Source organism: Catenulispora sp. GAS73, from assembly GCF_041262085.1.
Lineage (GTDB): Bacteria > Actinomycetota > Actinomycetes > Streptomycetales > Catenulisporaceae > Catenulispora.
This window is the reverse complement of record NZ_JBGCCM010000053.1, coordinates 24,830-48,491: the sequence shown is the minus strand read 5'-3', so window position 1 is coordinate 48,491 and position 23,662 is coordinate 24,830. Positions and strand designations below refer to the sequence as shown.

General features: G+C 70.1%; 21 protein-coding genes. 6 read left to right on the top strand and 15 right to left on the bottom strand.

Annotated features, from left to right (window positions below; translation table 11 throughout):
• Positions 1–256: 256 nt before the first annotated feature.
• Positions 257–481, bottom strand: a complete 225-nt coding sequence (locus tag ABH935_RS46440) for a DUF5326 family protein (RefSeq protein WP_194915604.1) — start codon at positions 479–481, stop codon at positions 257–259.
• Positions 482–881: 400 nt separating this feature from the next.
• Positions 882–1,496 carry a MarR family winged helix-turn-helix transcriptional regulator gene (locus ABH935_RS46435; protein ID WP_370345562.1) on the bottom strand — a complete coding sequence of 205 codons (615 nt, stop codon included), beginning with the start codon at positions 1,494–1,496 and terminating at the stop codon, positions 882–884.
• 392 nt (positions 1,497–1,888) lie between these two features.
• Here ABH935_RS46435 and ABH935_RS46430 point away from each other — a divergent pair, with 392 nt between their 5' ends.
• Entirely contained in the window at positions 1,889–2,287 is a 399-nt protein-coding gene (locus ABH935_RS46430; protein WP_370384412.1) for a phage holin family protein, read from the top strand.
• 75 nt (positions 2,288–2,362) lie between these two features.
• A complete protein-coding gene (locus ABH935_RS46425) occupies positions 2,363–3,262 on the top strand; it encodes a fructosamine kinase family protein (RefSeq protein WP_370384411.1) in 900 nt (299 codons plus the stop codon).
• A gap of 22 nt (positions 3,263–3,284) precedes the next feature.
• Here ABH935_RS46425 and ABH935_RS46420 read toward each other — a convergent pair whose 3' ends face one another.
• The 6 genes from ABH935_RS46420 to ABH935_RS46395 form a co-directional block, all read right to left on the bottom strand.
• Entirely contained in the window at positions 3,285–4,190 is a 906-nt protein-coding gene (locus tag ABH935_RS46420; protein WP_370384410.1) for a hypothetical protein, read from the bottom strand.
• 62 nt (positions 4,191–4,252) lie between these two features.
• Positions 4,253–5,299, bottom strand: a complete 1,047-nt coding sequence (locus ABH935_RS46415; RefSeq protein ID WP_370384409.1) for a hypothetical protein — start codon at positions 5,297–5,299, stop codon at positions 4,253–4,255.
• 92 nt (positions 5,300–5,391) lie between these two features.
• Entirely contained in the window at positions 5,392–7,005 is a 1,614-nt protein-coding gene (locus ABH935_RS46410; protein WP_370384408.1) for a hypothetical protein, read from the bottom strand.
• Between the two features lie 278 nt (positions 7,006–7,283).
• Positions 7,284–8,069: a hypothetical protein gene (locus ABH935_RS46405; protein ID WP_370384407.1), complete on the bottom strand. Its 786-nt coding sequence runs from the start codon at positions 8,067–8,069 to the stop codon at positions 7,284–7,286.
• Positions 8,070–8,166: 97 nt separating this feature from the next.
• Complete coding sequence (locus ABH935_RS46400; RefSeq protein WP_370384406.1) at positions 8,167–8,874, bottom strand: class E sortase; 708 nt, start codon at positions 8,872–8,874, stop codon at positions 8,167–8,169.
• Between the two features lie 42 nt (positions 8,875–8,916).
• A complete protein-coding gene (locus ABH935_RS46395; protein ID WP_370384405.1) occupies positions 8,917–10,746 on the bottom strand; it encodes an acyl-CoA dehydrogenase in 1,830 nt (609 codons plus the stop codon).
• 200 nt (positions 10,747–10,946) lie between these two features.
• On the opposite strand from ABH935_RS46395, the gene ABH935_RS46390 reads away from it, so the two are divergent.
• Positions 10,947–11,348: an SseB family protein gene (locus ABH935_RS46390; RefSeq protein WP_194915594.1), complete on the top strand. Its 402-nt coding sequence runs from the start codon at positions 10,947–10,949 to the stop codon at positions 11,346–11,348.
• On the opposite strand, the gene ABH935_RS46385 is transcribed toward ABH935_RS46390, so the two are convergent.
• The 6 genes from ABH935_RS46385 to ABH935_RS46360 all read right to left on the bottom strand — a co-directional run bounded on the left by ABH935_RS46385 (position 11,345) and on the right by ABH935_RS46360 (position 16,226).
• The gene (locus ABH935_RS46385; protein WP_370384404.1) at positions 11,345–12,022 is read right to left on the bottom strand and encodes a Uma2 family endonuclease; all 678 of its coding nucleotides are present in this window, start codon (positions 12,020–12,022) and stop codon (positions 11,345–11,347) included. The two genes, ABH935_RS46390 and ABH935_RS46385, sit on opposite strands and share 4 nt — an antisense overlap.
• Positions 12,023–12,131: 109 nt before the next feature.
• The gene (locus tag ABH935_RS46380; protein ID WP_370384403.1) at positions 12,132–12,542 is read right to left on the bottom strand and encodes a thioredoxin family protein; all 411 of its coding nucleotides are present in this window, start codon (positions 12,540–12,542) and stop codon (positions 12,132–12,134) included.
• Positions 12,543–12,544: 2 nt separating this feature from the next.
• Entirely contained in the window at positions 12,545–13,219 is a 675-nt protein-coding gene (locus tag ABH935_RS46375; RefSeq protein WP_370384402.1) for an ABC transporter ATP-binding protein, read from the bottom strand.
• Entirely contained in the window at positions 13,209–14,012 is an 804-nt protein-coding gene (locus ABH935_RS46370; protein ID WP_370384401.1) for an ABC transporter ATP-binding protein, read from the bottom strand. The genes ABH935_RS46375 and ABH935_RS46370 overlap by 11 nt, the downstream gene beginning before the upstream one ends.
• A complete protein-coding gene (locus tag ABH935_RS46365; RefSeq protein ID WP_370384400.1) occupies positions 14,009–15,922 on the bottom strand; it encodes an ABC transporter permease in 1,914 nt (637 codons plus the stop codon). The genes ABH935_RS46370 and ABH935_RS46365 overlap by 4 nt, the downstream gene beginning before the upstream one ends.
• 7 nt (positions 15,923–15,929) lie before the next feature.
• Positions 15,930–16,226: a hypothetical protein gene (locus tag ABH935_RS46360; protein ID WP_370384399.1), complete on the bottom strand. Its 297-nt coding sequence runs from the start codon at positions 16,224–16,226 to the stop codon at positions 15,930–15,932.
• 119 nt (positions 16,227–16,345) lie between these two features.
• Here ABH935_RS46360 and ABH935_RS46355 point away from each other — a divergent pair, with 119 nt between their 5' ends.
• Complete coding sequence (locus ABH935_RS46355; protein WP_370384398.1) at positions 16,346–16,945, top strand: hypothetical protein; 600 nt, start codon at positions 16,346–16,348, stop codon at positions 16,943–16,945.
• Between the two features lie 29 nt (positions 16,946–16,974).
• Here the strand turns inward: ABH935_RS46355 and ABH935_RS46350 are convergent, their stop codons facing one another.
• Complete coding sequence (locus ABH935_RS46350) at positions 16,975–19,416, bottom strand: HAD-IC family P-type ATPase (protein ID WP_370384397.1); 2,442 nt, start codon at positions 19,414–19,416, stop codon at positions 16,975–16,977.
• A gap of 211 nt (positions 19,417–19,627) precedes the next feature.
• Here ABH935_RS46350 and ABH935_RS46345 point away from each other — a divergent pair, with 211 nt between their 5' ends.
• Complete coding sequence (locus tag ABH935_RS46345; RefSeq protein ID WP_370384396.1) at positions 19,628–21,649, top strand: cell wall-binding repeat-containing protein; 2,022 nt, start codon at positions 19,628–19,630, stop codon at positions 21,647–21,649.
• A 93-nt stretch (positions 21,650–21,742) separates the two neighbouring features.
• A complete protein-coding gene (locus ABH935_RS46340; RefSeq protein ID WP_370384395.1) occupies positions 21,743–23,638 on the top strand; it encodes a glycoside hydrolase domain-containing protein in 1,896 nt (631 codons plus the stop codon).
• The last annotated feature ends 24 nt before the right edge of the window (positions 23,639–23,662 follow it).

Sequence of the window (23,662 nt, the reverse complement as noted above, 5' to 3'; positions counted from 1 at the left end):
AAGGCCGCGAAACACACCGCCCGGGAGCCCGGCGATCGGCGGGGAGTAAAAGCCCTGCCAGGGGGAAGGAACGACAGTGAGACCCGCGTACGCGGGTCTCACCAGTTCCATGGGCTCCCACCGGCCTCAGGGATATCCCCGAATCCCGGCAAGCCCAGGAGCAACGCTCGTCACGTCCGTCACACGGGTCGCGGCGGACCAGCCGACCGCGACACCGGATCCCCGCCTCATCCGCCGGCCGGCGCCGGCGGCTCTCCTAGTACAGGCCCTTGCGCTGCTTGTCCCGCAGCTTCTTCCGGCGGTAGGCCGGAATCTCCATCATGACCTTGTGGTATCCCCAGTACAGCGCGCCGACGACGGCGGCCGCGATGACCAGGGTCACGATGCCGTGCAGGATGAAGCCCACGATCGCGCTGATGATCCAGAAACTGACCACGATGCCCGCGATCGGTAGTGCGATCCACTTGAGCCAGAAGGGCATTGCGACCCCACCTTGTCTTGTCGTTTCTCTCCAGAACCGAAGGTCCTGTACCACTCAACGTCGTGGCCTACGCTTCTAGTTCCCAGGTAACCACGCGATATGTCGCGTTGGCAAGCGACCTTCGCAGCGGTTTCGCCGGGCCGGGACGACCGTGGGGCCGATGGGGCGCGTGGGGCGGAAGTCGCGCGAAGTGCTTTTGAGGATGTTGAGATACCCGGGGCCGGAGTGGCTCAATGTGCTGATGTGCGAACAGTGCACTGATGTGCGTGCCCGTGCGACGGGTGTCCGGCGGCCTTCGGGCACGAAAAAAGACCCCTGCAATCCTTCGGGCCCGGCGCCTGCGCGCCGGGCCCTACTAGCAGGGATCTTGCCGATTGTCGCCGCGGGAGAGCCAGGTGGCTCAGCGCGCGGTCTTCTTGGCCGTCTTCTTGGCGGTCTTCTTCGCGGCCGCCTTCTTCACGGTCTTCTTGGCCGCCGCCTTCTTGGCCGGAGCGGCCTTGGCCGCCGCGGTCTTCTTGGCGGGAGCCTTCTTCGCCGTCTTCTTCGCCGTGGTCCGCACCGCCCGCTTCACCGGCTTCGGAGCGGCCTCCTCCTTGGTGAAGGGGGCACGCGCCTGGTCCAGCAGCTTGGCGAACGTCGCCTGGTCCTTGACGGCCATGGTGCCGGCCAGCGTCTTCTCGACGGCCAGCACCTCCTTGTCGGCCCTGGCCAGGATCCGCTTGCCGGCAGTGGTGATCGTGGTCTCCATGGCACGACCCTGGCCGGGCACCGAGCGGCGCTCGATGTACCCCTTGAGGGTCAGGTTGCCCAGGACCGTGGTCATGGTCTGGGGGGTGACCAGGCATCGCCGGGCCAACTCCGCTCCACTGATGCCGGGCTCGTCATTGATGACGAGCAGGGCCGTGTACTGGGGGACCGTCACGCCCATCGGCCGAAGCACGGCGTCCTTGGCCCCGCTGAGTTCCTGTTCGAGGCTCTTGACCTTGTGGCCGAGCCGCTGTTCCACCGCAGTCATGGTGTGAGCATATCCGGCAAAACCCTTCATGAACCAATTCAGGGCCGTTCGTGGGATACCGACCCTGATAGCCAGGCGTGAAACCAGCCTTCTGCATCCGCCGATCAGGCGACATCAGTGGACGATGACGGAATCCAGTCACCGTCTGCTTGCCAGAGTACGGGTACACGGGAATGTGTGGAGCACCGGTGGTCGATTTCTTAGAAAGCTGTGACCTCGGCAAGGCCCGCGAGTCCCCTCGAAGTCCTCTTACGCCACAGTGAGCGCATCAAGGAACGCGGAGGGTGTCCGAACGGGTCCGGACGATGTGGCTTTCATGTTCTGTTCTTGATGAAGAACGGCTCCGTGTCAAGCCCTCGACTCGCGATATGGGACCGTGCGAGCATGCCGCGGTGAAGAAGCTGCTGCTGAAGATCGGTATCAACGGTGTCGCCCTGTGGGTCACCACGCTGGTGGTGTCCGGCGTGAAGATCGTGGTCGACCCCAACGCCCAGAACGCCACCAGGGAGAAGGTGCTCACCGTCCTCATCGTGGCAGTCATCTTCGCCGCGGTGAACACTTTGGTGAAACCACTGGTGCAGATCGCGACGTTCGGGTTGTTCATCCTGACCCTGGGACTGATCACCTTCGTGATCAACGCGCTCATGCTGTTGCTCACCTCGAAGATCTGCGAGCACTACGACGTGCGGTTCCACGTCGACGGCCTGCTGTCGGCGCTGATCGGCGCACTCGTCATCAGCGTGGTCTCCATCGCGCTGCACGCGATGCTCCCGGACGACGTCAAGCGCTGAGAAACCGCCCGGCGGGCGCGAAAACGGTGGTGGCGGGCTACGTCCGGGGGGCTCACCTGCGGCTACGATCGCCATATGGCGAGTACTGTCGCGGACCGCGTGGCCGCCCTGCTGAACAGGGCCGTGCTCGGCGTGGCCGCAGTTGGAGGCGGCTCCTTCGGGAAGACGTACCGCATACAGTTCTTCACCGGCGGCGCGGCGTTCGTGAAGACGCTGGAGCACGCCGAGAAGGTGGCGGGGCCCGGGTACTTCGACGCCGAGGCCGCGGGCCTGCGCTGGCTGCGCGAGGCGGTCGGCGAGGACGGCGCCTCCGGCGGCGTGCGGGTCCCCGAGGTCCTGGGCGTGGCCGAGGACATCCTGGTCACCTCGTGGATCGCCCCGGGCCGGCCGACCCCCGACGGCGCCGAGGAGTTCGGCCGCCGGCTGGCCTCCCTGCACGCCCGCGGCGCGCACAGCTTCGGCGCCGAGTGGCCCGGCTACATCGCGGTCCTGCCGTTGGACAACGGCGGCGACGACGACTGGGCCACCTTCTACGTCGAGCGCCGGGTGCTCCCCTACGTGCGCCTGGCCCGCGACCGCGGCCACCTCGACGCCGAGGGCGCACAGGTGATCGAGGAGGTCTGCACCCGCATCGACTTCCTGGCCGGCGAGGAGGAACGGCCCTCGCGGATCCACGGCGACGCCTGGAGCGGCAACATCCTGTGGGACGGCCGGGGCGAGGGCTGGTTCATCGACCCGGCGGCGCACGGCGGCCACCGCGAGACCGACCTGGCGATGCTGGCGCTGTTCCCGCCGCCGTATCTGGACCGGATCATCGCGTCCTACGACGAGGTGCACCCGCTGGCCGACGGCTGGCAGGAGCGGGTGCCGCTGCACCAGCTGCATCCGCTGCTGGTCCACGCGGCGCTGTACGGGTCCGACTACGGGGTACGCGCGGCGTCCGTGGCACGGGAGCTGGCCGAACGGCTGCGCTGAGGCATGGCTGGCGGCCGGGCCGCTATGAGGATTCGTTCTCAGGAATCTCAGGCGTCTCAGCCGTCGCGTTTTCGAGCTCTGGGGTCGGGAGCACCATCGCCGGCGTCGGCGGTTCCAGCGGCGACGGCCCCGGGAAGGGCTCTGGGACGGCCGCACCGCGCCTGCGGACCGCCAAGAGGCACAGCACCCCCAGAAGGAGTGCGGAAGGCGCTACGAGCTCGCCCCAGGGCCGTACGGCCGCTGACAGGGTACGGACGGTGACCGGGTTCCCGGGCGCGCCGATCGCGACTCCGATCTCGTAGTCCCGGAACCAGCCGCCGGGCAGCGCCAGCTCGCAGGTCAGCGTCCGGCGACCGCCGACGGCCAGGTCACCGCCGGTCCACGCCACGGGGTAGCGGCCGACCTCTTTGGCCCCGCGCGACACCGTCAGCACCACGCCGGGGTCCGGCGCCGGTCCGCCGCCGAGGTTCGCGAAGGTCACCGTGACCCGCGCCGAGCCGTCCGCCCCGAGCTGGGCCGGGAACGGCGAGTCGCCGACGGCCGTGGCGTCCATCAGCTTCGCCGTGCCGACCTGGGGCGGCGCCGCCTGCGGCAGATAGCGCAGGCCGGGGATGCTGATCGCGGCGTCCACGGGGTCGGCGGCGGTGCCGTCGAACGGTGCCGCGTGCACCGTGCAGGGGCACGGGGTCGGCGGCTCCACCACCGGCAGCGCCTGGTGGAACCCGCCGGCGGGGTCTGTCGTCGCGATGACCGCGGTCGCGATGGCGCAAGAGTTCGACGTTCCCCCGATGCCGCATATCTCCACCTGCAGCCGAGCCCCTGCGGGGAACCCGGTGCCGGTCACGCTGATGTACTCCCCCAGCTTCGCCGTGCTCTTGGACAGCATGAGGGCGGGGCCGTCGGCGGCGGTGGCGTGTGCGGCGGACATGGCGGGCATCGTGAGGCCGACGGCCAGCAGAAGCGCCGCGGCGGACGCGGCCGACCCGCGCATCAGGGCGCCGCAGCCTTCGACGGCTCGGGCTCGCGCCGGGGCCTGATCGGCAGGGGGCTTCGACGCCGCCGCCAGAACACCAGCGCCACCAGCAGCGCCAGCACCACGAGCACGACGACCAGCAGCGTGAACCAGGGAATCAGGGTCACCGCGACCGCCGCCGTCGATGTCACCGGTGGAGAAGCGGACTCGTCGGTGACATCGAGATGCAGAGTTCCGATCTCAAAGGGCGGGATGTTCTTCCACACCTGTGAGAAATCGACGCTCTGTCCCGGCAGGATCTGCGGAAGCTGAACCGTCCGGTCTATCAGCGTCCCGAAGATTCCCGTCGCATGGAGATGCGCTTTCGGGGACTCCAGCAAGTTGCCGCTATTAGTGACCGTCGCAGTAACCGTCCCGTCACTGTCACTCACATAGGCGGGGAAAGGTGCGGATCCGGAGACTTTCAGGTTGGTGACCGTCAGACCGCCGACTGCGGGACCGTCGACATGCACATAGAGCCGCGCTGCGACGACCCGCTTGATGCCGACCCGGACGTTGCCCTGTTGCTGCACGCTCTCCACAGCGGTGTCCATGCCGGAAACGCCGCCGACGTGATCACCGGGGGAGGCGTTCCGAGGAATCGCTATAGAGATCGGCACGACAGTGGAAGTACGCGCTGGAACGGTGATGGTGGGGAACGCGGTGCGCACCCACGAACCGACGCCGGTCATCGGGTACCCGTGGTCCCGCAGCGCGAACTGGCCGTCCTTCGGGGTGTTGTAGCCGTCTGCGCCGTACACGTAGTAGGTGATCGGGTGGTCGGTGTAGTTGGACACCGCGAGACCGTCCTGCAGAGTGCTGCCCGGCCGGCCCTCCAGGATGAAGTACTGGCGCGCGCCGGCCGGCGAACCCGGCTTCGGCGCGGGCTGCACCGACCAGGACCCGCTGTCCGCTCTGGCGCTTCCGCTCCCGAAGGCGATGGAGACACCGGCGAGGAACGCGACAGCCAGGAGCACGGCCGCTGCACGACTACGGAAACTGTGCTGGACCACGGTGTTCTCCACAGCGATCTCCTCGGCAAGTCGGCCGGTGTGGTACTCATGGCTGTGGCTTCCGGTGGGGCGAATGGACCTCGCCCCACCGGAAGCCGCTCACGTCACTGCAAGGTGATGGTGACCGTGCCTGTGTAGGTGCCCTGCAGGACGTACGCGGGGACCGTCAGACTCAGCCCACCGTCGATCAGGAAGTCGCCGCCGGTGACGGTCGGCGGGTTGGTCCCGCCTGCCGCCTGCGAGCACAGCGTGACCGCCGTGGTGGTGCTCAGCGCGCCGCCGGAGCCGGCCGTCGGGGTCGACGGGTACGGCGGGGATCCGGCTGGGTTGCCGGCGCACTTCAGACCGGCGACCGACACGTTGCCCGCCGGGATCGGCGCGGCGCCGCTGTTGGCGTACGGCCCGCCGGTCAGCGCCAGGTTCGACATCGTGGCGTTCAGGACCCATCCGTTGGTGGTGCCGCGGAAGTCCTGGACGTCGACCTGCTGGAGCGTTCCGGCCTGGGTGTGCGCGGTGCCGTTCAGGGTCACGCCCGGGAAGGCCACCGCGCCGGTGTTCTCCGTCATCTGCAACGGCCCGCCGGTGACGACCACGTTCGCGCTCTGCGGTACCGAGCAGGTGCCGGTGGCGGAGACGGCCGCGCCGGCCGCGTCAGCGGAGCAGGAGTTGCCGGCGAAGGTGAACGCCGCCGCCGCGCGCAGGGTCGTGCTCGGCGCGCCGCCGACCAGTTCCGCGGCGCCGATGGCGGCGATCGCGGTGCTGGGGACCGTGTAGCTGCCGGACAGGTGTCCGGAGGCGTCCGCGGTCAGCGTCGCGGGGCTGCCGACGGGGTTGTTGGACGCGTCCACCCCGCTGACCGCCACGGTCGCGCCGGGATCCCAGTTGCCGCCGGACAGGCCGACGACGGTGCCCGGGCCGCCGGACGACGGCGACGCGCCCAGCGTCGGCGCGCCCAGCACGGTGATCGCGGTCGGGACCGCACCGCTGGTGCTACCGGTCAGGACCAGCGAGCCGGCCCCGGTGGCAGCCGCCGCGGGAACCCCGAGGGAGCCGGAGATCGCGCCGCCCGCCGGGACGGTTATCGCCGTGCCCGCGGTCGCGGTACCCGCGCTGTCGGTGAACGACGGGGTGACCGTCTCCCCGGCGATCCAGCCGGCCCCGGTGAAGCTCACCGTGCCGCCGGGCCGCACGTAGGCGCTGCCCACGGAGGCCGAGGCGTTGGTCGCGGTGACCGTGGCCGCCGCGCTCGCGCCGCTGGCCGTGCACTGGATGACGATGCCGAACTGGGCCACGTCCTGCTCGTTGTTCCCGGGCGTGAACGTGTACGTGCCGGCCGTCGTCGGGGTGAAGGTGGCGGTGAAGTCCGGGATCTGGAACGTCCCGCCGGTGGCGACCGGCGCCGGCGGGAACGCCGCCGAGGGTCCGGCCGTGATCGTGCTGCTGGCCGCTCCGCCGACCAGGATCTGCGCCTTCGCGGTGGCCGCGTTGGCGATCGGGATACCCGGAGAGGGAGCCGTCGACAGCGAGTAGTGCCAGGTGATGGTGACCGGCGACCCGACGGCGACGGAACTCGCCGAGGGGGTCAGGGTGACCTGGCTGCTGTAGTTCGGCGGCGGTGCCGCGAGCGCCGGGTTGCTGCTGGTGCAGCTGCCGAAGTTCACGGTCGTGGTTCCGGCCTCGGCGATCGGCGCCAGGGCCGTCGCGGTGGCCAGCGCCACGGCGAGGGTGCCGGCCAGGGCTATGGCCCGGCCGGGTCTTGTCCTGTGTCTTGATCCGAACCCTTGTCTCACTGGTGGTGCCCTCTCTTCTGTGAGGGGGTGACAAACCCACGGGCCGGCGGCCCGCAGGGGTGGGTTGTCGTACACCGGTTCTGATGGAGCGTCAGATATTCACGGTCAGCTCGGACGCGAAGTCAATACGCACGTTCGAACGCCGAGCGGCCGGCGGCCGCGGATAGCGGGTGAATCAGGGTTTTTCGGTGACACCGCGCCCCGGTTCAGCCGTGGCTTCCGCGCCGTCGGCGGGTGGCGTACAGGCTCGTGCCGCCGAGCGCGGCCGCCAGCACCACTCCGCCGGCCAGCCAGCGGCCGTCGAAGCCGGTGTGCGGCAGGACCCCGGTGGACGACGTCGACGAGCTGCCGGTCGCGGCGCTGCTGCCGGTCGAGGTCGTGGAAGGGCTCGACGACGAGCTCGCGCCGCCGCCGGTCGCCGGGGTGACGGTGATCGTCAAGGCGGCACCGGGCGCAGAGGCCTTACACCCGATGGTGAGGGGCGGCTGCGCGATGTCCTGCTCGTTGTCGCCGGGCGTGAAGGTGTAGGTCCCGGGCGCCTTGGCCGTGAACGTCGCGGTCATGTCGGGGATCTGGAACGTCTTCCCGGCCGGGACGACGGCCGACGGGAAGGTGGCCGACGGTCCGGCGGTGATCGACGAGCTCGCCGCGCCGCCGACGACGATCTCCGCCTTCGCGGTGGCCACGTTCGCTATCGGGATACCGAGTGGCCCCGGGGCGGTGGAGATCGAATAGTGCCAGGTGATGGTGATCGGCTTACCGACCTGGAACGAAGAACTCTGAGTCTTCAGCGTCACCTGCGAGGTGTAGTTCGGCGGCGGCGCGGACAGCGCCGAGTTGCTGCTGGTACAGCTCCCGTACCCGACGTCCACCGTGTCCGCACTGGCGCTCGGTGCGAATACCGCCAGCGCCGCCACGGCGACCGTGACGGCGCCTCCCACCGCTGCGACCCGCTCGGTAACGCGCTTTCCAGGCGCGTGTTGACGACCCATGGATGCCTCCTGACATCGAACGACAGATCGAACTGCCTAGCCATTGATGGAGGAATCTGATGGAGTGTCAATAGCCATCTGACGGATCGTCAGACCTCTACGCGCGAGGGCGGGTGGCGATCAGACGGCCGGTCACGATCATCCGCTGCGTGGAGGACCACCAGGGATTGCAGGTTGTCAGGGTCATGAGATCCTGCGTCGGTTGGACCCCGGGCTCGCCGGGCACCGGGTCCACCACCGCGAGATCGGTGGGTTGGACTATCACCGGATCGGCGTCGATCCGGTAGGTGTACCAGTCCTGCGCGGTCTCCACGTAGACCAAGTCGCCGGCGCGCATCTCGTCGAGGTGGCGGAACGGCTCGCCGTGCGTCTTGCGGTGGCCGGCCACCGCGAAGTTGCCGACCTGGCCGGGCAGCGCGGTGCCCGGGTAGTGGCCGGTGGCCTTGTTCAGGACGTCCAGCCCGACGCCTTCCAGGACTGGGATGCCGGTGTCGTCCACGCCGGATCCCAGGCGCGGGATGTGCAGGATCGCGACGTTGTCGCCGTTGCGCAGCACCGGGGCCGGAGGCGGGGCCACCACCGGGGCGGACTGTCCGCGGGGCAGGGGGGCAGCCGGGTGCGCGGGCGCTGTGGCCGTCCACTGCTTGTGCATGGCGTTCACTTCGTGGGTCATGTCGTGCCGACCGACCACGTTCGTGTAATAGAGCTGATACACGATGAACAGTGCCAGCAGTGCGGAGAAGGTGACCAGCAGCTCGCCGACCGTCCGCACCGCGATACGCAGAATCGCCCCTGCCCTCGCCATAGTGGCGCAGAGTAGGGGCGACTCCGTGAAATGCGAAGAGGCTTAGAAGGCCTCCTCCGGCACGTCCATCAGCGAGTTGTCGGTCGCCTCGACGATCGCGCGCTGACCGGCCAGCAGCGGCAGCATGTTGCGGGCGAAGAACTTCGCCGCCGCGATCTTGCCGGTGTAGAACGCCACGTCCCGGCCGGCCGCGCCGTCGGCCAGCGCCGCCTGCGCGACGGTGGCGCCGCGCAGCAGCAGCCAGGAGACGACCACGTCGCCGAGCGCGAACAGGAAGCGCACGGTGTTCTGCGCGACGATGTGCAGCTGCCGCGGGTCGGACAGCGACTCGCCGGCCTTGTCCAGCATCGCCTTGAGCATCGCGCCGACCTCGCCCTGGGCGACGGCCAGCAGCTGGCGCTCGCGGGCCAGGTCCGCACCGCCCGGGTCGCCGGCCAGGAACGCGGAGATCTGGTCGTTCAGGCCGGTGAGCGCGACGCCGCCGTCCTTCACGATCTTGCGGAAGAACAGGTCCAGCGACTGGATCGCGGTGGTGCCCTCGTACAGCGAGTCGATCTTGGCGTCGCGGATGTACTGCTCCAGCGGGTACTCCTGCAGGAAGCCGGAGCCGCCGAAGATCTGCAGCGCCTGCGCCAGCTGCTCGTAGGACTTCTCCGAGCCGTAGCCCTTGACGATCGGCAGCAGCAGGTCGTTCATGCGCACCGCGTCCTTGTCCTCGGTGCCGGCGGCGCGGGCCTGCTCGATCGCATCCTGGAAGGTCGCGGTGTACAGCACCAGGGAGCGCATGCCCTCGACGTAGGCCTTCTGCGTCATCAGCGAGCGACGCACGTCCGCGTGGTGCGTGATGGTCACGCGCGGGGCGTCCTTGCCCGGGGTGGTCAGGTCCGCGCCCTGCACGCGCTCCTTGGCGTACTCCAGCGCGTTCAGGTAGCCGGTGGACAGCGTGGAGATGGCCTTGGTGCCGACCATCATGCGCGCGAACTCGATGATGTTGAACATCTGCGCGATGCCGTCGTGCACCTCGCCGAGCAGCCAGCCCTTGGCCGGGACGCCGGCCTGGCCGAAGGTGACCTCGCAGGTGGTGGAGGCCTTCAGGCCCATCTTGTGCTCGACGTTGGTGACGAAGGCGCCGTTTCGCTCGCCGAGCTCGCCGGTCTCCCAGTCGAAGTCGAACTTCGGCACGATGAACAGCGACAGGCCCTTGGTGCCGGGGCCGGCGCCCTCGGGGCGGGCCAGCACCAGGTGGATGATGTTGTCGCTGAGGTCGTGCTCACCGGAGGTGATGAACCGCTTCACACCGTCGATGTGCCAGGTGCCGTCGGCCTGCTGGACCGCCTTGGTGCGGCCGGCGCCCACGTCGGAGCCGGCGTCCGGCTCGGTGAGCACCATGGTGGAGCCCCACTGGCCCTCGACCATGCAGCGCGCGACCTTGCGCTGCTCCTCGGTGCCCAGGTTCCAGACCACGGTCGCGAAGTCGGCGCCGGAGGAGTACATCCAGATCGCCGGGTTCGCGCCCAGCACCAGTTCGGCCACCGACCAGCGCAGCGTGCGCGGGGTCGGGGTGCCGCCGAGCTCGACCGGCAGGCCCAGCCGCCACCACTCGGCGTCCATGAACTGCTTGTAGGAGCGCTTGAAGCTCTCGGGCAGCGTGGCCGAGTTGGTGTCCGGGTAGAAGATCGGCGGGTTGCGGTCGGAGTCGAGCAGGCTCGGCGCCAACTCGTCCACGGCCAGCCGCTCGACCTCAGCCAGGATCGACTTGGCGGTGTCGACGTCCATGTCGGCGTACTCGCCGGTCCCGTAGACCTCGCCGCGCCCGAACACCTCGAAGAGGTTGAACTCGATGTCGCGCAGGTTCGACTTGTAGTGGCTCATCGCCGTAGGCTCCCGCTGTCCCGGACCGGCTCAGGGTTTACGTTCCGGTCGTACTGGTGAGTAATATGCTCTCCCCAGGATGCTACCCACTGGTAACTAGTGGCAAGCCCGCACCCCGCCCTATTCGCCACCCACGGTGGTGAGGTGGATCACGCGAGCGCCGTGCACTGCCCCCGAAGCGCCGGGTAGGCTCTCATGACGTGTACGGCTATCCCCAGGAGCCCCCGCCGTCCCAGGTGGCCAACGCCGCCCTGAGCGACGCCATCCGCGCGTTCGCCGGCGGCGTGATGGGCCCGGAGGACTTCTACACGGTGTTCAACAGCGCGAAGATCTACTGCCCGCGCGGCGAGCAGCCGGGCTTCCTGGCGCTGCACGACACCCCGGAGCCGGTGATCCCGATGTTCAGCTCGCTCACGGAGCTGCGGGCGTACTCCGGCGAGGAGTCGCGGTACTTCACGGTGACCGGCGGCGAGGTCCTGGACCTGCTGCCCACCGGGTACGGGATCGTGCTGGACATCGAGGGGGAGCACCGGATCGTGTTCGACGCGAAGGCGATCGAGCAGATGACGGCTTACGCGATGCAGCGGTTGTACGGGGCTTAGTCGTTCGGCCCGGACCAATCCATCCAATTGGACGTGTCGATAGTCAGTCCGAACGGCTGCGGGAGAATGATGGGCTGCCCGAAATCCCAGGCGATGGCGGATTCGTAGCGGCTCGTTTCCGGATTCGGATCGAAGTAGAGCGTCGTGCGCACCACGCGTGGATCACGGTCGACCAGCAGGTAGTACTCGACGCCGGCGGAGGCGTAGTCGGCCCACTTGGTTTTGATCCGGTTCCCGTTCTTCTGCCGGTGCTGAGGGCCCGGCTCCCGATCATGGTCTGCGTTGGACGGCGACGTGACTTCGACGGCCATCACCATGTCCGACGGCCCGATGATGGCCACACGCGCTGCGGTAGCCTCGGCAGAGCGTGCCCGATCCATCACTGCCACGTCGGGAATCCAGCCTCTGCTGGAAGGCTCACCGACTCCGGTACCGACCACCGTCTCCCATGGGAAGGCTGGGTCGGATGCCAATGCGATCGCGAAGGCATTGTTGATGAGCGTAGCGATCTTGTTGTGATCGAAGCGCGGCGCAGGCGACACGACGATGTCCCCCTCGATGATCTCGACGCGAGAGCCCTCCGGCAGGCCGAGATACTCCTCGAGCTCGCCGTTGAGCCACATCGCAAACGGCGAGTCCGGGAACGGGGGGTACTCCACAAAGGCGACGCTCACGGGAGACCAACTTTCCGGTGGTACTCGATCTGACTCCATAAGTTCAGCGTAGCCAGTCGGTCACCGCAGGCGAATGTCTTTCAATCACCTGTTCGGCCTAATCTGATTGTCAGCGCCCGTATTTCAGGAAGTCCAGCAGGTCCGCCGGCTTCATCCTCCGGGCGCGGGCGAACTCGCCGTCGGCGGAGTCGAAGCGGATCTTGCCCTCGGGGTTGAGGACCGACAGGGACGGTATGCCGCCGGCGATGGGGTGGTTGAAGTCGGCGTCGATGTCGCTGTTCTGGTCGCGTTGGCCTCGGTCGGTGCCGACGCTGACGGTGACCAGGTGGTACTTCTGCGCCAGGAGCTCCGCTACTTCGGGGTCGCGGGTCCAGTCCTCGAAGGCGGTGCAGTCCGGGCACCAGCGGGCGCCGAGGGCCAGCAGGATGTCCTTGCCGTCGGCGGCCGCGGCTCTGCGGGCGTCGGCGAGGTCGGCTCGGGGGTCGCGGGCGGGGTCGAAGAGCTCCGTGGGCGCGTCCATGGTCACAAGGTAGCCGGGTCGAAGTCGGTGGGGGAACCCGTCGCGGCCAGTTCGCCGCGGCGCAGGACGTGGACGCGGTCGGCGAGGGCGAGGGCTTCGCGGGGGTCGGGTTCGGCCAGGACGACGGCACGGTCGGGGTGGGCAGCGGCCAGGGCTGCGAGAACGTCGTAGAGGCGGGTCGCCAGGACCGGCGCCAGGCCGTGCGAGAGTTCGTCGACCAGGAGCAGCCGCCAGGGCGCGAGGAGTGCGCGGGAAAGGGCGAGCATTTGCTGTTCGCCGCCGGACAGCAGGGCGACGCGGCGGCGCGACAGGGTGCTGAGGTCGGGGAACGCGTCGAAGGCCGGAGTGAGGTCGCGTCCTGCGGCGAACAACTCCAGGTTCTCGCGCACCGTCAGGGTCCGGAACACCCCGCCCTCGTCGGGGATCAGCATCACCCCGGCGGCGGCGCGACGTCCGACGGTCGCGCGGGTGATGTCAGAGCCCTGCCAACGGATCCGGCCGGAGGACGCACGTAGGTAGCCGGCGACCGCGCGCAGCAGCGTGGACTTACCGGCGCCGTTGCGACCCAGGACCGCGGTCACCTCGCCCTGCACGACGGTGAGGCTGACGCCGTGCAACGCCTCCAGAGGGCCGTAGCGGACGCGCAGCGCGTCGAGGGTGAGCATCTCAGGACTCACCGACGTAAATCTCGCGCGCCACATCGGAGGCGAACACCTCGGCGGGACTGCCGGAGAGCAGCACACGCCCGGCGACCATGAGGTACGCGCGGTCGGCGACGGCCGTGACGAAGCGCATGTCGTGCTCCACGAGCAGGATCGCGAGGCCGTCGGCGGCGAGGGCGCGCAGCACCTCGGCGAGGCGGGCGATCTGGTGGTCGTCGAGGCCGGACGCGGGCTCGTCGAGCAGCAGCGCGGCGGGTTCCGCGGCGAGCGCCCGGCCGACTTCGACCAGCCGCATTGTGCCGGTGGGGAGGGAGCCGGCGGGAACGTCGGCGAGCGCGGCGAGGCCGAGGCGGTCGAGGACAGCGGCGGCGGTGACCTGCAAGGCGTCCCGGCGGGGGTCGGGCAGGCCGAGCAGCCCCGCCAGCAGCGGACGGCCGCGGCGGTTCTCGGCGCCGACCCGGATGTTCTCGGCGACGGTGAGGCCGGCGAACAGCTCGATGCGCTGGAAGGTCCAGGCGACGCCGGCGCGGGCTCGGGCATGCGGTGGCAGCCCACTGAGAGCCAAGCGTGAGGAAGCTGAGTCGGAGCCATCGGAAGCGGCGCCGACGAGCGTCACCGTCCCGGCATCCGCCGTGTCCAAGCCGGTGACGCAGTGGAACAGCGTCGTCTTCCCGGCCCCGTTCGGCCCGATCAGCGCCGTCACCGCGCCGGCGGGCACGTCCAGGTCCGCGTCGTCGACCGCGGTCACGCCGCCGAACCGCCGCCGCAGCCCCCTGATCTCCAGCCCGCCGCCCAGGAACCCGCTCATGACACCCGCCGCTCCCGCACCCGCGCCGCCGCCGCGCGTCCGGCCGGGCTCAGCCGCCGGCTCACCGCACGCTCCCGCGGCCGCGCCAGCCAGTCCCCCGCACGCCGCACCGCCGCGCCGATCCCGCCCGGGAAGCGCCCCAGCAGCACCGCCCCGATACCGATCAGCAGCCCCGAGACCCCCACCACCGTCCCGACGTCCACCGCCACCAGCGCCGCGGCCCCGACCACCGCGCCCAGCGCCGAGTCCACGCCCCACACCGCGACCGCGGCGAACCACACCAGGCCCTGCACCGGATCGAAGTCCGTGGGGTTGAACGCCTGCGCGGCGGAGGTCGTCAGCGCGCCGCCGAGCCCGGCCAGTCCGGCCGCGCAGGCGAACACGAACACCTTCATGCGCCGCACATCGATGCCCGCCGAGACGGCTGCCGCCTCCGAATCCCGCAACGCCACCAGCGCGCGCCCCAGCGGGCCGGTGTGCAGCGAGCGGACCAGCAGCAGTGCGAGCAGTAGGCAGGCGAGTTCGAGGCCGTAGAACCAGTGGTCGTCGGTGAAGCCCGCAGGACGCGAGACCACCAGTCCGCCGACGAACACCGGCTGCGCGAACACGAACCGCGCTACCACCGCCGCTGTGGCGAAGGTGGTCAGCGCGAGGTAGAGGCCGCGGCGGTGGATCGCGGGGTATCCGGTCAGCCAGCCCAACGGCACTACCAGCAATGGTCCGACGAACAGCGCCAGCAGCCACGGCACCCCGGCTCCGGCCAGCTTGGCCATGAACAGCGCCCCGAGTCCGGCGTACCCGGCCTGCCCCAACGAGATCTGGCCGGCGTACCCGGTGGCGACCACCAGCGAGACGAACACCACCGCGAGCGCCGGCACCGCCAGCGAGGCCCGCAGATCCGCCGGGTCGAAGAACAGCGGCAGCGCCAGCACCAAAGACAGCGCGCCCAGCGGCAGCCGGCTGATCGCGTCAGGGTTCGAAGTCCGGCGCGCGCCCACCCGGTGCAGTCCCCCACCGACTGGCCCCGAGTCCCGGATCCCCAGGCGGGGCACCACCATCAGCGCCGCGAACAGCACCAGTACGAACAGGTTCGTGTGAAAGGCGTCCACCAGCCCCTGCCAGCGCACCGGCGGATGCACCGCGGTCAGCTCGGTCTGCCCGATCCCGATCGCCAGCGCCGCCAGCACCGCGACCGGCAGCGACGTCAGCCGGGCCAGCACCGCGACGCCCATCGTCTCCAGCACGGTCAGCGTCAGGCTGTACGGGTCCAGGTGGTAGATCGGCGCCCACAGCACCCCCGCGACGCCGGCCAGGAACGAACCGAAGGCCCAACCCCCGGCGGCGAGCCGGTCGGCGGGCACCAGGGCGGCGGCCAGGTCGCGGTCGTCCACCACGGCCCGCACCATCAGCCCGACCCGGGTGGCACGCAGCAGAAAAGTCAGCAGCACGGCGATCAGCGCCACGACGCAGAGCTCGACGATGGTCGCGTAGGGGAGGGTCAACGCGCCCGGCAGCCTCACCGATCCGGCGGGGAGCAACGACGGCGCGTCGACGTACGAACGCCCGCCCCACAGAAGGAAAACGAGTCCGAGCTGGAGCACCAGCACTCCGAGCGTCGCCACCAACAGGCCGGACGCGCCGCTGCGTCGCAACGGCCGGTACACCAGCCGCTCCAACACCAACCCGACGCCCGGAGCGACGATCCCCAGCACCACCAGGGCGGCCACGGCTACCGGCATGCGCCACACCCGCACGCACTGCCACATGACGTAGGCGCAGAACACCGCGTTGGATCCGAAGGCGATGTTGAACACGCCGGTCACCCGATACGTGGCCAGCAACCCCACCGCGGCCAGCGCCGCCACGCACCCGATCGCCAGTCCGTTCAGCGCGAGACCGGCGTAGAACATCGCGCGCCTACTCCTCGGTCCCGGCGGCGCCGTCGTCCACGGCCTCGGTCAGCAGCGCGTGCAGTTCGGCGATCCGGCGGGCCGTGTCAGGGTCCGTGGTTCCGGACACCGCGAGGACGAATCCGCAGACCACCAGGACCGCGCCGGGTATCGAAGCAGAGGCCAGATACGGCAGTTGCTTCGCCGCGATCGCCTCGCCGGATATCAGATACCAGCCGAGGACCAACAGCAGGATCCCGACGAAGCCGACGGCCCCGCCGAGCGCCATGCGCGTCCGCCGGTCAAGATCATCGAGGCGGGACATAGGTGGGACACCTTCCTCCGTCGACATCAGTGAGGCGGGTGTGTCTGTGGACCCTTACTGGAGATGATGGTATGTCAGGTGGAAGAGGCCGGGAATACTCTTCAGGAGCGTGATCCTCCGTGACATCTCGACGCACATCGCTCGTTCGCACCGGCGCAACCCTCGCCGTCGCGGCACTCCTCGCCGCCGGCTGTTCCTCCAGCAAGTCCTCGCCGTCGGCGAGCGGTAGCAGCACCTCCACCGGAGGTTCGAGCAGTTCCAGTTCCAGCAGCTCGTCCAGTTCGTCCAGCTCCAGCAGCTCGTCCAGTTCCTCCAGCTCCGCGTCCGGAGGTCAGCCCGCCGACGTCGCGGGCGCCACCCAGCAGGTGAAGGACGCGTACAACAAGTTCTTCGACAACAGCATCGACGCCGCCACCAAGGGGTCGATGGTGCAGAACGCCGCCCAGGTCCAGGCGCTGCTCACGGCGCTGGCCGCGGCGGCCGCCGGCGAGAAGTCCTCGATCCAGGTGAACACCGTGACGTTCGACAGCCCCACGCACGCCAAGGTCGACTTCGCCATCCTGCTCAACGGCCAGCCGGCGCTGCCGCACGCCACCGGCGACGCGGTCTACGACTCGGCGTCGGGGCACTGGCAGGTCTCGGACTCCACGCTGTGCCAGCTGGCCGGCATCACCCCGGGCGTCAACCCGACGGTGTTGAAGGCCGCGGGCTGCAGCTGAGGCAAGGTGTGACAGACGGGTAGCGGCGGCTAGCCGGCTTCGGCAGGCTCCGTCGCCGCACTCTTGCTGTGCGCGCTCAAATAGCGCCACAGCACTTCCAGCGCGACGCACGCCACGGCGGCGATCGCCAGACCGGTGGTCCACTGGTACCACGGTCCGAAGTGCAGATCGAAGAAGTGCCGACCGTACGGCAGCGCGACGCAGAGCACGAACAAACCGGCCATCGACGCGATGAGCACGACCTTCCACCAGACGATCGGCCGCGCCACCATCTGCACGATGTACAGGCTGCACGCGAACAGCGAGATCATCGCAGTGGTCTGAGCCTCCCCCAGGGCGTCCGTCTCGCCGCGCGCCACCCAGTACGCGACGAACACCTCGATCCCGGCGACCAGACCGGCCGGGATCGCGAAGCGCAGCACCCGACGCACGAAGCCGGGCTTGGCTCGCTCGTAGTTCGGCGCCAGCGCCAGGAAGAACGCCGGGATCCCGATGGTCAGCGCCGCGATCAGCGTGGTGTGCCGAGGCAGGAAGGGATATTCGAGCTGGAAGATGCCGACCAGGATCACCAGCACGAACGAGTAGACCGACTTCACCAGGAACAGGTTGGCGACCCGCTCGATGTTGCCGATCACCCGCCGGCCCTCGGCGACCACCTCCGGCAGGGTGGCGAAGCGGTCGTCCAGCAGCACGATCTGCGCGACCGCCTTGGTGGCCCCGGCGCCGGAGCCCATCGCGACGCCGATGTCGGCGTCCTTCAGGGCCAGCACGTCGTTCACGCCGTCGCCGGTCATGGCCACGGTGTGCCCCCGCGACTGGAGCGCCTTGACCATCTCGCGCTTCTGCTGCGGGGTGACCCGGCCGAAGACGGTGTGGTCGGCGACGTCCTCGGCGAACGCGGCGGCGTCGCCCTCGGGGAGCGTGCGCGCGTCCATCGGATCGGTCGCGCCGGGCAGCTTCAGGGAGGCCGCGACCGCGCCGACCGACACGGCGTTGTCTCCGGAGATCACCTTCAGCGCGACGCTCTGCTTCTCGAAGTACTCCAGCGTGGAGCGGGCGTCGGAGCGGACGCGCTGGCGCAGCGTGATCAGCGCGACCGGGGTGATCGAGCCCTCGACCACCGAGTCCACCGGGCCCTCGGCGCGGGCCAGCATCAGGACCCGCAGACCGGTGGCGCCGAGCTTCTCCGCCTGGTCGGCGGCCGGGGTGCCGCGGCCCAGGACGTCGGGCGCGCCGAGCAGCCAGGTGCCCAAGCCGTCGGCGAAGGTGACGCCGGACCACTTGCGGGCCGACGAGAACGGCGCGACCTGCGCGGCGGTCCAGCCGGCCGCCGGTCCCGGGAACCGCTCCATGACCGCCTGCATCGTGGCGTTCGGGCGCTCCTCGGCCGCACCGAGGGCGGCCAGAACGGTCGGCACGTCGGCGCCGGACACGGACGCCGACGCGCCGGCCGCTCCGGTCACGCCGCCCGCGCTGGCCGCACTCGCCGTACCACCGGCGCCCGGCAGCTCCTCGATCGCGTCGAACGCCATCCCGCCCTCGGTCAGCGTCCCGGTCTTGTCCAAACACACCGTGTCGACCCGAGCCAGCCCCTCGATCGCCGGCAGCTCCTGTACCAGGCAGTTCTTCTGGCCCAGCCGGATCACCCCGGCCGCGAACGCCACCGAGGTCAGCAGCACCAGGCCCTCCGGGACCATCGGCACCAGCCCGGCGATGGTGCGGCTGATCCCGGAGCGGACCCCGCCGGCCCGGTTCAGCTGGGTCACCACCTGCAGGATCCCGGCCGGGACCATCAGCAGGGTCATGTACTTCAGGATGCTGTTGATACCGGTGCGCAGCTCGGAGTCGACCAGGGTGAACTTCTGCGCCTCCTCGGCCAGCTTGGCGGCGTAGGCCTGGTGCCCGACCTTGGTGGCCTCGAAGGCCCCGGAGCCGGCGGCCACGAAGGAGCCGGACATCACCGGGTCGCCGACGCGCTTGAGCACCGGGTCGGACTCGCCGGTGAGCAGCGACTCGTCGACCTCCAGGGCGTCGGCGCGCGCCACCGTGCCGTCCACCACCACGCGGTCGCCCGGACCGAGCACGATCACGTCGCCGAGCACGATCCGCGCGGCCTCGATCTCCTGCTCGGCACCGTCGCGCAGAACCCGGGGCCGGGCCTCGCCGACCACCGCCAGCGAGTCCAGGGTCTGCTTGGCGCGCCACTCCTGCAGGATGCCGATCGCGGAGTTGGCGACGATGACGAACCCGAACAGCGCGTCCTGGATCGGCCCGACGGCCAGCTCGATCACGAACAGCGTGCCGATGATCGCGTTGAACGGCGTGAAGACGTTCGAACGCACGATCTCGGACATCGAGCGCGAGGTCTTCGACGGGACGTCGTTCACCTCGCCGGCCGCGACGCGTTGCTCGACCTGGGCCGAAGTGAGCCCTGAGAGCGGCTCGGCCACGGCTGTCCCAGGATGCGTCATGCGTCCCATCAGAACCTGAACCCACGGTTGGCCGCAAATCGGAGAATCTGTCCGGGGCGTAAATATGAATTCGCCTACGTACCGGCACCGGATCAGGGACCGCATTCGCTCATGTGGCCTAACCTCGTCACCGCGGCATGCCCGCGCATTTCGGGATGCGCCCATACGCCGGGTGCAGCGCCGCGCTGACGACAGGCCAAGGAGCCAATTCATGTCTGACTCTGCTTCGCGCCGGCCGCTGGCGCTGACCGCGACCATAGCCACCTCGGTGGCCGCGGCGGCCGGACTCATCGCCCCGGCTGCGAACGCCACCACGCCCAGCCCGAACGGCACCGCGACCCTCACGTTCTCCGGCGGCAGCTCCTCGGCGCCGGCCAAGGCCGCCGCCGTCACCGGGACCAAGTACGCACTGGGCTTCGCCCCGCAGATGCGGGACCTCGCGTGGGCCCCGACCGGCGCGCGGGCCGCGTGGGTGGACACCACCACCGGCGCGATCATGGCCGGCGTCCCGGGCGGAGCGACGCAGATGGTCGCCCCCGTCCCGCCGAACGGGACGGTCCGCAGCCACCTGACGTGGATCGACGGCGGGTCCAAGGTCGCGTGGTCGGAGAAGGCCCCCGGCACCGGCAACGCCGTCCTGAAGTGGGCTCAGGGCAACGGCATCGCAGGCGACGGCGGTATCCCGGCCGTCCAGAACCTGCAGGCCCTGGCCGGCAGCGACCTGCTGCACCCGGACTCGGTCGGCTCGCTGCTGGTGTACCAGGTCAACACGCCCGGCAAAGCCTCGCAGATCTACCTGTGGGACCGCTCGCAGGCGGCCTCGACGCCGGTGCTGATCGCCACCGGCTGGGACCCGTCGATCTCGGCGGACGGCACGCACGTGGCCTTCGTCGCCGCGACGCCGACCCCGGCCAACGCCGGCAACAACATCTACACGATCGCCCTCAGCAACCCCGCCGCCACCCTGAACCAGGTGACCAACGGCGGCGCCTTCGAGAACCCGGTGTGGACACCGGACGGCTCCGGCCTGGTGTTCCAGGCTCTGGACGGCACCGGCAAGGACGTCGACACCATGTCGGTCCCGGCCGCCGCCGCCAAGAGCGCCGCCTACACCGAGGTCGTTCCGGGCACCAAGGTCGTCGGCCTGCCGGCCTTCGAGCCGACGGTCCGCGACCATGTGGAACGCATCGCCGGCGCCGACCGTCTGGGCACCGCCATCAAGGTCTCCCAGTCGCACTGGGCTACCGCGGGCGCCAACAACTCCCAGGGCGCCGCGGCCAAGGCGGTCGTTCTCAGCCGCTCCGACCAGTTCGCCGACGCACTCGGCGGCTCGGCGCTGGCCGCGAAGGTCGGCGGCCCGCTGCTGCTGACCCCGACCGCCGGCCTCGACGGGGGCGTGAAGGCGGAGATCCAGCGCGTGCTCGGCCCCGGCGACGGTGCCAAGACCGTGTACGTGCTCGGCGGCGTCCAGGCGCTGTCCCCGGCCGTGGCGAACGCGCTGAGCGCGCTGCACTACCACGTTCAGCGGGTCGCCGGTCAGGACCGCTTCTCGACCGCGGTGGCGATCGCGAACACCATCACCGGTCCGGGCGTCGCCCCGGACTACGTCCTGGTGGCCACCGGCGAGGGTTTCGCCGACCCGCTGTCCGCCGGTGCCGCGGCCGGCGCGATCAACGCGCATCAGGGCAAGAACGCGGTCGTGCTGCTCACGAACGACAAGGTGATGGCGCAGCCGACCACGGACTACCTGGCTCCGCTGCTGGCCCGCACCAACCTGAACCCGGACCGCTCGAAGCCGGCGAACTTCATCGAGCTGGACAGCATCGGCGGCCAGGCCACCACGGCGCTGGGTTCGCACTGGATCCCGGCCGGCTACCAGGCCGGCTCGTTCCTGGGCCTGTCCGGCCTGGACCGGTATGAGACCTCGTACTTCGTCGCACGGTACTTCTTCGGCTCGGCCAACGCGGTCGGCCTGGCCACCGGGATGAACTGGGCCGACGCGCTGTCCGGCGGTGCCGAGATGGGCACCGAGAACGGCCCGCTGCTGCTGGTCAATCCGAAGGCCGGGGTGCCGGCCGGCGCCGCGCAGTGGCTGAGCCAGGACAACGGCCAGTTCAACCGCGCCGAGATCTTCGGTGGAACGGTCGCGGTACCTGGAAGCGTCGACAAGGTTGTGGGCGGTCTGATCGCGGCGACCGGCGGGGTCGACTACCCGTCGAACCCGACGGTCTGAGGCCCGAGGGGCCGCGATCGAGACAAGCGGCGCGGGCTCGTCCGAGTCCGCGCCGTCTGCTTCGCAGAAGTAAAAAAGGGTGGGGTGGGTTAGGTGTCGGCGTTGTTCCATCGGTGGCCCAAGCGGGTCACGGCGGCGGTCTGTGCGGCCGCTCTGGCCATGGCGGGGCTGGCCACGTGGCTGCTCACCGCGACCGCGAGCCCACCGACGCCGGAGGCGGTGCCGAGCACGGTCTACTCCGGCTCCGGCTTCGACCCGTGCTGGGCCCCGGACAACGCCTCGATGGACGCCTGGCTGCAGTCGCCGTACCGCGCCATCGGGATCTATCTCGGGGGACTGCGTTACGCGCCGGGCTGCAAGCCGCAGAACACCGCGAACCTCACCAAGGACTGGGTCGGCCGCCAGGCCGCGAACGGCTGGCGCTTCCTGCCGCTCTACGTCGGGAGCCAGGCCGAGTACAAGGACGCGGGCGGCAACACCCAGAGCGACTTCACGAACCTCACCCCGGCCACCGCGTTCCAGCTCGGCTCCTCCGAGGCCGACGACGCGGCGACCCTGGCGCACGGCCTGAACTTCCCGCCCGCCTCGGTCATCTATGACGACATGGAGAACTACGACTCCAGCTACACACAGCTGGTCATCTCCTACTCGCAGGGCTGGACCCAGGAACTGCACCGCGACGGCTTCCGCTCCGGCTGGTACTCCAGCTCCAGCACCGGGATCAAGGACCAGTCGGCGGCCTACGGCGCCAGCTCCCCCGACGTCCTCGACATCGCCGCGTGGAACAGCACGAACACCACCGCCGACCCCAACGTGCAGTCCTCCCAGTGGGCCAACCACCAGCGCGTGCACCAGACGCAGGGCGGACACGACGAGACCTACGGCGGCGTCACGATCAACATCGACACCGACTGGTTCGACGTCGGCCAGGCCAGCCGGGCCACGGTCGAGCGCCTGGCCGGCTACGACCGCGACCAGACGGCGGTCCTGGCCAGCGTGCGCACCTTCGACTGCCACGGCTGCGGGAACGCGGGCCACGACCAGGCCAAGTCCGCGGTCCTCAGCCGCGACGACACCTTCGCCGACGCCCTCGGCGGCTCGGCGCTGGCCGCGCAGGCCGGCGGACCGCTGCTGCTCACCGGCACCAAGGCGATGAACCCGGCCACCATGAACGAACTGCACCGGATCCTGTACCCGGGCTCGACGGTGTACCTGCTCGGCGGGACGCAAGCGCTGTCCCCGGCGGTGGAGCACGCGATCGCGGCCAACGGGTTCGTGCCCCATCGCGTCGCCGGCATCGACCGCTTCGGCACCGCCGTGAACATCGCCCGCGCCATCTCCCCGAACGGGCCGCCCTCCAGCGTCCTGATCGCCACCGGCGTCGACTTCCCCGACGCGCTGGCCGCCGGGGCCACGGCCGGGGCGCTGGGCATCGCGGCGCAGACGCCGGCTCCCGGCGCGCCGACCCCGCAGCCCGGCGACGTCACGCACGACGGCGCGGTGGTCGTCCTCAGCAACGGGGCGGCCCTCCCGCCGGCGACCCGGGACTACCTGGCCAGCCTGGACCCGAACGCCACGAAGATGTACGGCATCGGCGGCAAGGCCGTGACCGCGGTACACAGCACGTTCCCGTCCTGGACCAACTGGGTGAACTTCACGCCGCTGTTCGGCGCGGACCGCTACGGCACCGCGACGGCCGTCGCCGCCCGCTTCGCGTACCTGCCCACGTCGGTGGTCGTCGCCTCCGGCGCCAACTGGCCGGACGCGCTCTCCGGCGGCGCGATGGCCGCGCACCGCGGCGTGCCGCTCCTGCTGACCGACCCGAAGACGCTGCCCGCGCCGACCGCCTACTACCTCGGCGCGAAGAACAACCCGATCACCACCGCGACGCTGGTCGGCGGGACGGCGGCGATCTCGCCCGCCGCGGCGACGGCGCTGGGCAACACCTTCAGCTACCCGGGGCAGTGGGATCCGGTGACCATCAACTGAAGCCGGCCGTCTTCGGAGAAATCT

What these genes read in the sequence shown, in the direction of transcription:
- ABH935_RS46440 (WP_194915604.1), bottom strand. Translation starts at nt 481, where the DNA reads ATGCCCTTCTGGCTCAAGTGGATCGCACTACCGATCGCGGGCATCGTG.
- ABH935_RS46435 (WP_370345562.1), bottom strand. Translation starts at nt 1,496, where the DNA reads ATGACTGCGGTGGAACAGCGGCTCGGCCACAAGGTCAAGAGCCTCGAA.
- ABH935_RS46425 (WP_370384411.1), top strand. Translation starts at nt 2,363, where the DNA reads ATGGCGAGTACTGTCGCGGACCGCGTGGCCGCCCTGCTGAACAGGGCC.
- ABH935_RS46420 (WP_370384410.1), bottom strand. Translation starts at nt 4,190, where the DNA reads ATGTCCGCCGCACACGCCACCGCCGCCGACGGCCCCGCCCTCATGCTG.
- ABH935_RS46405 (WP_370384407.1), bottom strand. Translation starts at nt 8,069, where the DNA reads ATGGGTCGTCAACACGCGCCTGGAAAGCGCGTTACCGAGCGGGTCGCA.
- ABH935_RS46400 (WP_370384406.1), bottom strand. Translation starts at nt 8,874, where the DNA reads ATGGCGAGGGCAGGGGCGATTCTGCGTATCGCGGTGCGGACGGTCGGC.
- ABH935_RS46395 (WP_370384405.1), bottom strand. Translation starts at nt 10,746, where the DNA reads ATGAGCCACTACAAGTCGAACCTGCGCGACATCGAGTTCAACCTCTTC.
- ABH935_RS46380 (WP_370384403.1), bottom strand. Translation starts at nt 12,542, where the DNA reads ATGGACGCGCCCACGGAGCTCTTCGACCCCGCCCGCGACCCCCGAGCC.
- ABH935_RS46370 (WP_370384401.1), bottom strand. Translation starts at nt 14,012, where the DNA reads ATGAGCGGGTTCCTGGGCGGCGGGCTGGAGATCAGGGGGCTGCGGCGG.
- ABH935_RS46365 (WP_370384400.1), bottom strand. Translation starts at nt 15,922, where the DNA reads ATGTTCTACGCCGGTCTCGCGCTGAACGGACTGGCGATCGGGTGCGTG.
- ABH935_RS46360 (WP_370384399.1), bottom strand. Translation starts at nt 16,226, where the DNA reads ATGTCCCGCCTCGATGATCTTGACCGGCGGACGCGCATGGCGCTCGGC.
- ABH935_RS46350 (WP_370384397.1), bottom strand. Translation starts at nt 19,416, where the DNA reads ATGACGCATCCTGGGACAGCCGTGGCCGAGCCGCTCTCAGGGCTCACT.
- ABH935_RS46345 (WP_370384396.1), top strand. Translation starts at nt 19,628, where the DNA reads ATGTCTGACTCTGCTTCGCGCCGGCCGCTGGCGCTGACCGCGACCATA.